Genomic DNA, 12128 nt, shown 5'->3' with positions numbered 1-12128 from the left:
CGCCGTGAGCGTCAACCACCCGGCCACCTGCGCCCGCACCCGCCAACTCGTCCTCGACCGGGCCGCCGAACGCGGCCTGGCACCAGCGGTGGGCATGGTCAACGACGTGAACTCCACAACTCTGCCGAAGATGCTGAGTGTGGTGTTCGGCGAGGTCCACATCCGCCAGTGCGACAACGCCCTCCTCTTCGACACTCCAGAACCTGTCATACGGTTCGCCGAAGCCATGTTCTCCTTCTGCGGCATAGACGCCGCCAGCCCGCACCGATCGGCGATCCTCGACGCGGTCACCACCGACATCCACGACTGGTTCACCGCCCACCCCGGACAGTGCTGGCGCGACCCCAAGGGCTATATCGTCGCCACCGCAACCGTCCGATAGTCCTCTGTTCCCGAAAGGAACTCCGTTCCAGTGAAGTTGCTTGTCACCGGCGGCGCCGGATACATCGGCTCCGTCGTCGCCCACCAACTCGTCGCCGCCGGGCACCAGGTGGAGATCATCGACGACCTGTCGACCGGCCACATGACCAACCTGCCCGGTGCTGCGACGTTCCACCGGATGTCGATTCACCAGGCCGCCGACATCATCACCCCCGACGCCGGGTTCGACGGCGTGCTGCACTTCGCCGCCAGCATCGAGGTCGCCGAGTCCGTGCGGAACCCGGAAAAATACTGGTATCAGAACATCGAGGGCGGTTTGGCGCTGCTGCGGGCGATCCGCGGGGCCGGCGTGCCACGGTTGGTGTTCTCAAGCACCGGTTCGTTGTATCACGGCGACGGAACACGCCCGTTCGACGAGACCGCCGAGATTCGGCCTCAGAATCCGTATGCGGCGACGAAAGCGACGATCGACATGATGATCGCCGGTGAGTGCGGTGCAGGCCGGCTGGGGGCGGTCAGTCTGCGGTATTTCAACGCCTGCGGCGCCGCGAAGCTCGGCGATGGCCGGTGGCTGGGTGAGCGACACGACCCGGAATCGCATCTGATACCGATCCTGCTGCAGACCGCGCTCGGTGAGCGGGAGTCGTTCACCCTCTATGGGACCGACTACCCGACCGAAGACGGGACTTGCCGACGCGACTATGTCGACGTCCGGGACCTGTGTGACGCGCATCTGATGGCCCTGGACGTGATCGAGCCGGGACGGCACGAAATATTCAATCTCGGTAACGGGCAAGGATTTTCGAACCGACAAGTGCTTGAGACGGTGAAGGCGGTGACTGGAGTCGACTTCCCGGTCGTCGTCGGTGCGCGGCGGCCGGGAGATCCGGCGGTGAGCGTGGCGTCGAACGAGAAGGCCCACCGGGTGCTGGGCTGGAAACCGACGATCGAACTGGTCGGCACGATCGCCAGCGCGTGGGAGTTTCACCAGGCTGTGCACGACGGATCCGCGCAGCTGATCCGCCGGTGAATCCGTCGTGGCCGGCCTGAAGATCGACGATTCTGCGTCAGACCGTCACCGGCTACAGGGCCGGTGAGGTTCTGCCGGTGGTGCTGACTCTGATAGATCCGCGTGCGCGATGTATGGATGACAGCGCGGCCGGTGCTGTGCCGGAGAGAGCGGTAGCGCGTAGCGGCCGCTGGCGGCCCGCGATCCTGGAGGGTCACCTATGAGACGAGACCACGGCTACGGCCGTTGCGATCCCACGCAGGTGCTCGAGCCGCCCGTTGATCGCCTCCACCGGACCGTTCGAGCGCCCGAGATCGAAGTAGGCCAGGATCTCCCGCCGCCGCCACAGACTGCGGCCGAGCTGCGCCAACTCCTCCAACCCCTTCGGCAAGCCGGTGCGAATCCGTTTGAGGCAGTTGAACATCACCAGCTTCCCGGCTCGCTTGTCGGGGTTGCCGTAGGCGGCGATCAACTCCAGATAGCACCACGCGGTGACCTCCACCGCCACGTGCGCCTCGTCGGCGAACACGACCTCGAGCTTCGCCTTCTGCTTCAGGTGTCGGCGGTCAATACGGTGTAGCCCTAGCGGTCGCGCCACGGTCCGCTGTGGCGGGCAAACCAGTCGCGTACCTCGACACCGACGCTGTGCGCGATCTGCGGGCAGTGCGGCGAGTCGTCGGGGACACCGCACGCGAATCGGGCGAGCACGTCCGCGTAGCGCAGCACACTCTCGGGGGTGGGAAAGACCAGCGTGTTGTCTCACCGCCACACAGTGGCGTGCCCGAATACGGGTCCTTCCAGTCTCCTGAGGCCGAATCGACAACAGCAACAACCACTCTCGTGGGTTGGCGCCGGATTCCTTCCGCATTCACCGCCACCCCATGTCGAGGCAGCCCGCGTACGCGGGATTCATCCACCACTGAGGAGCCCAGTTCATGAGCACAGCGAAACAAGCGACACAGGTGCACGAGGACATCCCCATCGAGCGGGCATGGCAGACCGGCCGGCGCATCTACGTCGCATGCGCCTATGAATCCACACTCGGCGCACAGCTGCGCAGGGAGCTGGGCGCGCATTGGGACGGTGATATCGAACGCCTGTGGGTCGGGTCTGGAAAGAAGGAGCGGGTGATTGCCGCTGTGCGGGCTGCGGACGCACGCCGCGCCCGTGTCGATGAAATCATGTACCGGGGTCGCTCCGTGGAAATCCCGTTTCAGGCGACCGACATTCGAGCACGGGCCAATGAGCTCGATGCAGTCTGGGACGGCCACCGCAGGGTGTGGTGTTTCGGTGCTGAACCCGAGTGGGACGACGCCTATAACGAGGTAGCGACTGCGGTTGCCAACTACAACCACCGCCGGCGCGCTCAGGCCGAGCAAGCTAAACGAGAATCGGCGGAGGAGAACCGCCGCTACCGCGAGGCGCGGGAGGCACGCGCTGAGCAGGAACGCGTCGAGCAGCGGAAGCGAGTGCTCGCCGAGTCCGGGCGCATCCCCACCGGGGACGAGGACACGACGCTACTGATCGTCTCAACCCAGCGCATGAACAAGACTACGGCGCTGGGGCAGGCGCACCCGCTCGGGACGCTGGTGCGTCTGGAGGACGGCCGTCGTGGCATCGTGGTAGACCGCAGAGTGTGGTTCACCAACAGCGAATTTGCGTCCTCGATCTGCTGGCATCTCGAAACCCATGATGCCGCGCACTGGGACCTCGCCCACACTGTCGTCATCGTCGAACCCACCGCGCAGGAAACCGCTGAGGACGATGCGGCACGCGCGGACATGACCGACGCTACTACCCTGCGTCAGCTGGTGGAGGAGGTCCGCCGCACTGGCGCTGCCACACAGGGGTGGACCACGATTGATGATGCGGATCGTGTCGGTGTCATCACCTGCTGGTACTACAGCATGATGCATGAGCATCGTGACGGCACACTAATCCTCACTCGCAACGGCCGGGCGGTGTTCCAGCATCCCGGCTGGTATGACGACTACATCCCCACCGAGCGTGTCGTGACCGATCCGGATGTGATCGCGCGAGTCAGTGCCGCTATCGAGGCGGGAGACCGCACCCGCCACGCCCATGACGGCCAAATGTCCTATCGCTATCAGGTGACTGGCAATCCCACCCCCTGATCTCGACGAGTGGCCGCTGACCCGCACCGAGCTGGCCCAACGCTAACGCCGCGCAGCTGACCCTACCCAGCCCGCGCCCCCAGCGCCGGTCAACCCCGGTGCGCCGAGCCAGCGGTATCTCCCGCGCGAGTTCGACCGCTGGTAGATGAACCGACCACCGGGCGGTCGCCCACCTCGCCCACACCCCCCCAATCCTGAAAGTGAGGGTCCAAGTGCCCGATAACGAGAAGGTCGACCCAGCGGCTGTCATCAAATCCACTTACGGCCCCTATACACTTCCTGGTCGCCGCTACCCGCGCCCGCTGTCGCCGGAGCTGGAGCCCTGGTATCTCTACACCGCAGATGGCGGCCACAGCATCCTGGTCGTGCTCGACGGTCTAGGCGACGGTGATGAAGTCGCCGCCCCGGTGAAAGCGGTGCTGCGCCAGGGGTGAACCCTAACCGCTAGCGGCTATGTGCACTGCCGGTTGCCCTACGACCCATGGATGGGCCTGATCACCGAGCCCGGCGACGACGAATACGACGACGCCCCACCCGCACACCGGGAAGGGGGCACCCCCAGCAGTAGGTGAGCCCTACAATCCGAGAGTCCGCCGCTGGCCCGACGGCACTCCCCAGTGGCGGCTGTCGGAGGCGGGTGTGCAGCTGGTCAGGTTCTCTAGTGCGCCTACCGCCGCCGAGGGCGCTGCCGTCAAGGTCGACGCCGCGCAGTTCGCTCGCTTTATGTCGATCCGCCGGGGAGGAGAGAAATCTCGAGCAACGAGTGTTCACGCGAGACACGGATGAGGATGTTGATGGACCTGAGCGCTTTGCGGGCGGTGCTGGAGATACCGGTCATGGCCTTGGGCGACACGCACAAGACGATGACGCAGGAATACCAGCGGTTGGGGCTGACAGAGCCACCGCTGCGACCTACGGAGAAAGGGCGGTCCAAGGCGCAGCGGGCCGAGGCGGTGTGGACGTCTGTGCGCGATGACGAACTACCGCATCTTGCTGAGCGACTGTTGGCAGACGGAACACTCACCGCTGGGCAGCGGAACGAGATCGAAGACATCCTGTGGTCCGATATCCCGGTGGTCAGCATCCCGAAACGGGTGCGGCGTGAGATCGCTGCGGACCTCGCCCTCGAAGATCTGACCACGGTGGCGCGAGATCGGTTCGACGCGATGCTGGAACGGTGGTGGGACCTTGGACCGCCCGAATTGTTCGGGGGCATCTTCGGCGATAGCCCACGCTTCGGGGCACCGACATTGCGCCAACAGATCCTCCAACATGTTCACCGCAACCCTGAGGACTGGAACGGCGAGGAGTTGTTCGACCAGCTCGGAGCGATCGACGCTCCAGACCGCAGATTCAACCTCTTCCTCGAGGCAATGGTGTCCCACCACGTGGTTCCCAAAGTGCCGTTGCAAAGGGCCACCGTCGAGGTCATCAACCGCCACCTACGTGAAGAACGCCTCGAACTACGGGAAATCGGCTCCGAGGATGGATATCCAGTCTTCGAGGTCATGGCGATGGTCGATGGCCCGCCGTCGAAGCCGAAGAACATCATCTTCGCCTCCACGGCTAAGCCGGATCTGCGGCTGGTGAACGCGCTGGACAATCATCTCGAACTCATGAACGAGGACGATGTCCTGGTCTACGACGAGCCGATCCCGCGGCATGGCCTGCGCTGGAGCGACCTTCAATCCTGGTGGCAGCGCAACCATCTCGATCAAGATGATGATCAAGCGAAGCGACAGCTGTACAACAGACTACTGCGATGCCTGCCCGAGAACTCGCCACCACAGCAGAACTTGTTCAAGCTGTACTACGAAATTCACCACGAATCGGCCTACAACCTTCCCGCTCTCCTTCCTGAGATCTGGCTGTACTGGGATCCGAAAACAGCGCAACAACGCGGACCGGACGCGCTCCTCACGTTCCGGATGGACTTCCTTCTCCTGCTGCCTGACCGTCGCATCGTCCTCGAGGTCGATGGCGCAAACCACTACACGGACTCCACAGGTAGGCCGAGCCCGCAGGAGTATGCGAAGAACGCGAAAGCCGACCGAACCATGAAATTGAGCGGCTACGACGTATTCCGGTTCGGGGGCGCCGAACTGTACGACGTTCACCGAGCCAAAACTGAACTCACACTGTTCTTTCGGGAACTCTTCGCGAAATACCAGATTTCAGGCAACCACCAGTCGTCGAGTCCCTGATTCCTCCGGCTGCTCCCCGCTCGCCGAATCCGCCCTGAACCTACGCCATCCTGCGCCCGTGGCGCACCGAATCCTCCGTTTTCGTCGGGTGATCCGCAGGGTTCGCCGAGTTCGGTCAGTAGCTGTCGGATACGCCGGACGATTAACGCAATCCACTCACCGTCAGCAGCCGGCGGGGCTTCAGCGCCCGGATCACCCAGGCGACACAGTTTCTCGGCTGGCTCGCCGAACACGACCTCGAGCTGGTCGACCGTGGACAGGCCGACGTCGATGCCTGGCATGTCGAACACAATGTCCACGCCCGCACCTCGATCCGCGGGTTTCTTCACTGGTGCATCGCCAACAAGCTCACCCGCCGATTCCGGCTTCCCACCGTTGTGATCGGCCCGGCAGCACCGATGTCGCAACAGCAGAGGATCGACCTACTCGGCCGACTCTTCACCGAGCCTGACCAGCCACTGCTGAGGTCCCGCGTCGCGGCGGCGATCGTGTTGCTCTACGCCCAGCCCGTCAGCCGTATCGTCCGGCTCACCCTCGACGACGTGATCGTCGACAACGACACCGTTCGACTGCGGCTCGGTGACCCACCGTCACCGGTCCCCGGCCCAGTCGCCGAGCTGCTGCTGTCCTGGATCGACCAGCGCACCAACATGAATACCGCCACCAACCGCGAAGCCCGCTGGTTGTTCCCAGGCCGCCGCGCCGGTCAGCCGATCCACCCCGAAACACTCGGGGCATTGATCAAAACCCTCGGCATCCCCAGCACCGTCGGCCGCGTCGGCGTGCTACACCAGCATGTCCTCGAACTACCCCCACCCGTCGTCGCCGACGCCCTCGGCTACCACCACAAGACAACTACCCGCGCCGCTATCCACGCCTCGACCGACTGGTCTCGCTACGCCTCCGGCCCACGGGCACGGAAACCGTCCGGCTGGACGCCTCGAACTCGCGACAGTTGATTACGAGACCCTGCCAGTCACTACCTCCGGTTCCGGCCGAGCGTCGCGGACCCGCACGGGGTGTGCGACCCCTTCGGAGATCGGGCCGCCGCAAGGGCGACCGGCTGAGGAACCGGCCTGGCGGCCGGACTGAAAAGAGGTTCTTTTCCCCTTCTAGCCTTCCGATTTTGACCGGCCGGCGTCCACCTCCGCACAAGCCCTGGCTCCGCTTCGCTCCGGCCTTCGGCGCCAGAAACTTTTCCCAAAACGTGGTTGCTGCGCTCCCAGGGAAAACTTTCCGGCCCAGGGCTTGCACTCCGGCGGCCTCCTGCCGGTCCAACGCTCCATGCCAGAACGAGAAAAACGGTCGGGGCCACCCGTCCATGAAAGTCAGGAGCCGATGTGCTGTTCGCCAATCAGACCGTGAGCTTTAACGAGGATATCGACGGCCCGACCACCTACGAAACCGGCGAATGCGAGTGTCCGAACTGCAGCTGGGAAGGCAAATACGAGGACATCCACGGCGTAATTCCCGACAACTGCCGGTATCGGTGGCACACCCAGTGCCAGGGGTGCGACTACTACGGCCCCATCGAGAACGCCGAACGACTGTGCGGCCCCTGTTACCGCGCTTTCGGTACCGAAACCGATAACCGCTAACCACCCGACACCGAGGAGGACAACCGCAATGAACAACACCACCTGGAAGAAGTACGGCGAATTTGACGAATACGGGGCCCAGGAATACCGGGCCCAGCACGACGGCGTTTACATGCGAGTCCGCATGTTCGATGACTGCGGACAATTCAGCATCGGCCTGCACGAATGGAACCCGAGCGGAATCGACTCCGGTCACGCCGCCGACCTCGAGGACGCCAAGACGAAGGCCGGGGCCGCCGCCGCTCTGTTCATCGATGCAGGCCGCCCCAAGCAGGTTGTACGCAAGTCGTCGGCCGCCGGGCCGTGCCTCCCGCAAGGAGTGTTGCTCGGCGAGTCCGAGAAATTCGTGTTCTACCTCGATGGAGCGCGAAAGCGGCGCATGAAGAAGACCCCCGGTTCGTGGTTGGTTCACACCGAACCGTGCTCGATGTGCGGCGGCCGGTACGACGACTAACCCGGTGATTCCCTGGACCGTTGGAGCCGGCCCAGGGAATCACCCACCAGAGAAGACGACAGACGGCCGGGCCCCGGAGGATGTACCTTCGGGGCCCGGCCCGTTTCCGGGTGCTCGGTTGCGCTGAGAAGATCAGGCCGCGACCTCGAACAATGTCAGCGGCCGCGCGGCGGCGCGCTGCTCGGCACGTTCGCGCACCGCGCACGTTGGCCCGATACCCGCACTCACCGAGGACGCCGACACCAACCAGCCATGGCACCGGCGGCAATGCGCGACCAGGCGCACAGTCGGTTTCTCGTCGGGTGCGGCCATGCGCGTTCTCTCTTCCGGCCGGGGTGCGTCGTCTCGAGAGTGACACACAACGGACCGACGAGCCGGGCCCGGCCGATATCCGCCCTCGCCGGGTATAGCGCCGCTATGGCCAATATTGACCATATGGCTGACCTCCTATAAGCGTCCTTGTAGGGCCCTAGCCAGGGGGGCCATATGGGTACGAAATCCGCCCCGGATGCTGGCGTACTCCCCGCTCTCAGACCGGGCCGAGAGTATGGTGTGGAATATGGCGAAATTGACTATCGAAGTCCCGGCTTCAGACCTGGCGCTTTTTAAGGCCGCCGCCGACCGCGACGGCGTGAAGCTCTCCCCCTACGTCGTGCGCGTCGCGCGCATCGGCGCACTGTGGGAAGATGCGAACCGGCCGCGCCGTCGCGACGCGGCCGCCGACCTCGCCCGCGCCGAGGAACAGGCCGCCGTCGAGGAGGCCGCCCGCGCCGAGGACCACCGGGGCGGGCACGCCGCGTGAACCATGGCGACATCTACACATTCGATCGAGACCGCCCCGGCAAGGACGACGACGAACGCACCCCGTACCGGGTGATCGTGACCCCCGGCTACCTGCTCGGACCAGGAGAGAACTGGGTCATGGTCGCGCCCGTCGAGCGCTACGACCCTGACCGCCTGGTAGCCGTCCCGCTCGCCGACGCCGACCCCATCGAGGGATGGATACGCACCGATCGCGTGACCACGGTGTACCGGCCGTGGCTGTCTGGGCCGGTCGGAAGGCTCACCGACGCAACCATTCCCGTGTTCGACGACCGGCTGAAAGCCGCCCAGGGGCTCGAATGATGAAGTACGTGCCGACCCAGGGCAGCGCCTACATGGACGCCGCTTCATCGGCTTCGCGCAGCGGGTTTTCGTCGGTGCCGGTGCCTATGAACCGCCGTGACCGATATCGTTCCGGCCGAGGCGCGCGGGCTGGCAGATCCCACGCTGACCGATCGACTGGTGTCGCGGGTCGGATGTATCGCACCGGCGACCTGGGGGCTTTCCGTGTATTTCGATGTACTCGAGTCGGATCTCGCTGACGAACACTGCTGTCGCGGTGCGCGCGGCCGCGTGCCGGTCCGCGACCGAAAGTCCTTCACTCCGCACGGCCAGCTCCGCCGGGCCGCTGCCGTCAACCACGGTGAGCGCCAACCGGCGGAACCCGATCGGCACCGGGCTATCGACGTTGGCGACATCGGCCAAGACCACCGGAATGCCGCCCAAGGTGTTGATCACGGCGACTCCGGATCGCGCCGGAGCGGCCGCACCATCACGGTTTCGGTCAGCGTCGGGTCCTTCGCGTAGGGCCGCAGCAGCGCGGTGCTGGCGTAGCCGTTGCGCCGGTAGAACGCCACGGTGCGGGTATTGGTCTCCACGACATCGAGGCCGATCCACTCGACTCGCGCCTCATCGGCGGCCCAGCGATGAACGGCCGCATGCAGCTGATCAGCCAGGCCCCGGCCGCGTCCACTGGGCCGGACATAGGCACCCCAGACCATCGCCCACAGGGCCCCATCGGGCACCGGCACCAGCAGCTCGGGTCGGTCCCGCTCGGAGTCGATACAGCCGCCTAACATACCCACGAACTCGCCATTGTCGCGATCGGCGGCGACGGCAAGGATCTGGCGGCCCGGCGCGCAACTGCGCGCGATCCGCGCTTCCCAGTCCGCCGGGTGAAGCGCCGCAGCCTGCTCCGCGGTTTCGCCGAAGGCGCTCGGGCACTCGCGCAGGGCAGCCAACCGCACTGCCCGCCGTCACCGGCCCGGACGCGCCGGATATCCCAGGTCATGACTCGAATCTAGGCCCGCAGTCAACGAGATATCGGCCTTCAGCGGATGTGAGCGGGAACCAATCGTCACGCGGCGCGGGGTCAGCCATCAGGCCGAAATGCGCGATGCCGCCGGACCAGGGGGCGCTCGGGCGGCATCGGCTTGCGCGAGTGCGTAGCCAGGTCAGCTCGGGGTAGCTGACCTGGCAATCATCGTACGCTTCGCTTGGGCGGCTTCTCATTCAGGAATGAGTGACAGAGCCGGTTAGCCCCTCGTGGTGCGCCACTTCAGGACCGGGGTCGTCATCGCTGCTTCGGCGATGACGTTGGCGGTGGTGGTTTTCAGGCGGTTCTTGGACCCGGTGATCCATTCGCTCATGAGGATATTGCCGGCGGCTTGGTATTCGAGGGCTTGAATCAGGCATTCGAGGCGGTCGGCGTCGCGGGCGCAGACAGCTTCGGGAACTGTTCCAGGCCAACGACATCGACTACGAACCCTCCCCCCTCCGAACCTGGCTCGACACCCTGCCCGCCGAAACCCATATCGCCGTCGACGACGGCGGCCTCACCCTGATCGCAATCGACGCCAACAGCGTCCCCACCGATGCCTACCTCGAAGTCGGAGGCTACACGGAACCCACCACCAGCCCAGAGGAGCCCAACACCACAAGACACCACCAATGAGCAGCGAACACAGCGACACCGCACCGCGCCGAGATCACGAAGTACCTCGACCGAACCATCACGATCGACACCACGACCTACCCCGTGGAATACACACCTTCACCGCGACACTCACCGGTCCTCGCGGTGCCAGATACACCGCAGTCCAGAACACGCATCCACAGCTGTTCTCGGCGATCAGCGCCGCACCGCACACACGCTCAAACGACCCGAGCCCAGGCAACGCCCGCGGTTACAGCGCACCAGCGACCGATTCGATATCGCCTGACACCGCGCCCCTCGAGGACGCTGAGACACAACCCGAACCCGTTCCCCCACAAGGACATCCCATGCACCACACATCACCCGACCTGTCACACTTCGACCATCTGCTGTTCAACACCAGCGGCGGAAAAGACTCCTCCGCCGCGCTGGCCGAGGCCGTCGAGACAGCCGAGGCCGCCGGCGTGCGTGACCGGCTCACCGTCGTACACGCCGACCTCGGCGAATCCGAATGGCCCGGCACCGTTCAACTCGCCGCAGCCCACGCCGCCCACTACGAGCTACCGTTCACCACCGCCGCACGCCGCCACCCGAACGGGGCCGTGGAAACGATCCTGGAACGGGTCGCCGCCCGCGGCCGCTGGCCCGACGCCAAACGCCGATGGTGCACCTCAGACCACAAACGCGGACCCATCCGCAAAGAAATGACCCGCATCGTCACCAACCTACGCGAATCGGGCAAGGTACTCAGGCGGCCCGTCCGTCTACTCAACATCATGGGCCTACGCGCCGAGGAATCCGCCGCCCGAGCCAGACGGGCACCGTTCGCATTCGACGCGACAGCCAGCAACGGCCGCCGCGAAGTCTACAACTGGCACCCCATCCATAGCTGGTCGACAGCCCGCGTATGGCGGCGAATCGAACAAGCCGACCTCGAGGTCCACCCGGCATACGCCGATATGTCCCGGCTCAGCTGCAGGTTCTGTGTCCTGGCCCGTCGTAAAGACCTGATCGCCGCAGCCCACCTCAACCCCGAATACGCCGCCCGGCACGCCGAAGTCGAATCCGACATCGGACACCGATTCCGGCTCGACCTGTCCATGGAAGAAATCATCACCGCCACCGAGCGCGGCGACGACCGGCCACAGGGCGTCCTGTTCCCCTGCATACAGCCCTGACCACCCCCCACGAACCGACCTCCAGACCCAACCCGAAAGGAACACCGTGCTCGACCCGGCACAGGGTGTCGTCGCTGGTGGCGGTGGGTGCGCAGCACATCTAGTGTGCCGCGCCAGGAATTTATTATCTATTTTCTGTATAGGCGGCGTGTCGGCGTGCGGCTGGATCCCGGGATGACGATGCTTGTGGTTGTGGCCGAGCGTGGACGTCCGAGACAGCCGTTGGTGTTGACCGAGGAGGAGCGGAAGGTGCTCACCGGGTGGGTGCGTCGGCGGAAGTCGGCGCAGGCGTTGGCGCAGCGGTCGAGGATCGTGCTGGCGTGTGCGGAGGGGTTGTCGAATACGGATGTCGCGGCGCGGGAGCGTGTTTCGCTTCCGACGGTGGGTAAGTGGCGTAAGCGGTTCCTCGAG

At 65.0% G+C, this 12128-nt stretch carries 15 protein-coding genes and 2 pseudogenes; 12 read left to right on the top strand and 5 right to left on the bottom strand.

Going from position 1 to position 12128, the window contains the following annotated elements:
* Positions 1 to 382: pseudogene (locus K940_RS33250) on the top strand (SAM-dependent methyltransferase); the annotation flags it as partial.
* 30 nt (positions 383 to 412) lie between these two features.
* Positions 413 to 1411, top strand: coding sequence for a UDP-glucose 4-epimerase GalE (gene galE / locus K940_RS0120880; protein WP_028479073.1), 999 nt, complete (start codon positions 413 to 415; stop codon positions 1409 to 1411).
* A gap of 226 nt (positions 1412 to 1637) precedes the next feature.
* Here galE and K940_RS29675 read toward each other — a convergent pair.
* Positions 1638 to 1976 (bottom strand): annotated as a pseudogene (locus K940_RS29675) (transposase); the annotation flags it as partial.
* The gene (locus K940_RS33245) at positions 1973 to 2116 is read right to left on the bottom strand and encodes a hypothetical protein (protein ID WP_196812325.1); all 144 of its coding nucleotides are present in this window, start codon (positions 2114 to 2116) and stop codon (positions 1973 to 1975) included. The gene K940_RS33245 and the pseudogene K940_RS29675, both read right to left, overlap by 4 nt.
* Positions 2117 to 2325: 209 nt before the next feature.
* On the opposite strand from K940_RS33245, the gene K940_RS0120865 reads away from it, so the two are divergent.
* The 6 genes from K940_RS0120865 (at position 2326) to K940_RS0120840 (ending at position 7781) form a co-directional block, all read left to right on the top strand.
* Entirely contained in the window at positions 2326 to 3525 is a 1200-nt protein-coding gene (locus K940_RS0120865; protein ID WP_028479072.1) for a hypothetical protein, read from the top strand.
* A 212-nt stretch (positions 3526 to 3737) separates the two neighbouring features.
* The gene (locus K940_RS0120860; protein ID WP_028479071.1) at positions 3738 to 3959 is read left to right on the top strand and encodes a hypothetical protein; all 222 of its coding nucleotides are present in this window, start codon (positions 3738 to 3740) and stop codon (positions 3957 to 3959) included.
* A 360-nt stretch (positions 3960 to 4319) separates the two neighbouring features.
* Positions 4320 to 5729 (top strand): hypothetical protein, encoded by a 1410-nt coding sequence (locus K940_RS0120855; RefSeq protein WP_028479070.1) that lies wholly within the window; start codon positions 4320 to 4322, stop codon positions 5727 to 5729.
* 398 nt (positions 5730 to 6127) lie between these two features.
* A complete protein-coding gene (locus K940_RS29670; protein ID WP_196812324.1) occupies positions 6128 to 6688 on the top strand; it encodes a hypothetical protein in 561 nt (186 codons plus the stop codon).
* Between the two features lie 402 nt (positions 6689 to 7090).
* On the top strand, positions 7091 to 7327 hold the full coding sequence (locus K940_RS0120845) for a hypothetical protein (RefSeq protein WP_196812323.1): 237 nt from the start codon (positions 7091 to 7093) through the stop codon (positions 7325 to 7327).
* A 28-nt stretch (positions 7328 to 7355) separates the two neighbouring features.
* On the top strand, positions 7356 to 7781 hold the full coding sequence (locus K940_RS0120840; RefSeq protein ID WP_028479068.1) for a hypothetical protein: 426 nt from the start codon (positions 7356 to 7358) through the stop codon (positions 7779 to 7781).
* Between the two features lie 132 nt (positions 7782 to 7913).
* Here K940_RS0120840 and K940_RS0120835 read toward each other — a convergent pair whose 3' ends face one another.
* Positions 7914 to 8093 carry a DUF6011 domain-containing protein gene (locus K940_RS0120835; RefSeq protein WP_028479067.1) on the bottom strand — a complete coding sequence of 60 codons (180 nt, stop codon included), beginning with the start codon at positions 8091 to 8093 and terminating at the stop codon, positions 7914 to 7916.
* Between the two features lie 247 nt (positions 8094 to 8340).
* On the opposite strand from K940_RS0120835, the gene K940_RS0120830 reads away from it, so the two are divergent.
* Both K940_RS0120830 and K940_RS0120825 read left to right on the top strand, forming a co-directional pair.
* Positions 8341 to 8583, top strand: a complete 243-nt coding sequence (locus tag K940_RS0120830; protein WP_155981033.1) for a hypothetical protein — start codon at positions 8341 to 8343, stop codon at positions 8581 to 8583.
* Positions 8580 to 8906 carry a hypothetical protein gene (locus tag K940_RS0120825; protein ID WP_028479065.1) on the top strand — a complete coding sequence of 109 codons (327 nt, stop codon included), beginning with the start codon at positions 8580 to 8582 and terminating at the stop codon, positions 8904 to 8906. The genes K940_RS0120830 and K940_RS0120825 overlap by 4 nt, the downstream gene beginning before the upstream one ends.
* Positions 8907 to 8990: 84 nt before the next feature.
* Here K940_RS0120825 and K940_RS0120820 read toward each other — a convergent pair whose 3' ends face one another.
* Both K940_RS0120820 and K940_RS31095 read right to left on the bottom strand, forming a co-directional pair.
* Positions 8991 to 9341 (bottom strand): hypothetical protein, encoded by a 351-nt coding sequence (locus K940_RS0120820; RefSeq protein ID WP_028479064.1) that lies wholly within the window; start codon positions 9339 to 9341, stop codon positions 8991 to 8993.
* On the bottom strand, positions 9338 to 9850 hold the full coding sequence (locus tag K940_RS31095) for an N-acetyltransferase (RefSeq protein WP_051407422.1): 513 nt from the start codon (positions 9848 to 9850) through the stop codon (positions 9338 to 9340). The genes K940_RS0120820 and K940_RS31095 overlap by 4 nt, the downstream gene beginning before the upstream one ends.
* 1036 nt (positions 9851 to 10886) lie before the next feature.
* Between K940_RS31095 and K940_RS29660 the strand changes: the two genes are divergently transcribed.
* The gene (locus tag K940_RS29660; protein WP_051407425.1) at positions 10887 to 11717 is read left to right on the top strand and encodes a phosphoadenosine phosphosulfate reductase family protein; all 831 of its coding nucleotides are present in this window, start codon (positions 10887 to 10889) and stop codon (positions 11715 to 11717) included.
* 174 nt (positions 11718 to 11891) lie between these two features.
* A partial coding sequence (locus K940_RS0120795) for a helix-turn-helix domain-containing protein (RefSeq protein WP_028479062.1) occupies positions 11892 to 12128 on the top strand: 237 nt, incomplete at its 3' end.

This window comes from Nocardia sp. CNY236, from assembly GCF_000482385.1.
Taxonomy (GTDB): domain Bacteria; phylum Actinomycetota; class Actinomycetes; order Mycobacteriales; family Mycobacteriaceae; genus Nocardia.
The sequence above is the reverse complement of the archived record's forward strand: the minus strand, read 5'-3'. Positions and strand labels throughout refer to the sequence as shown.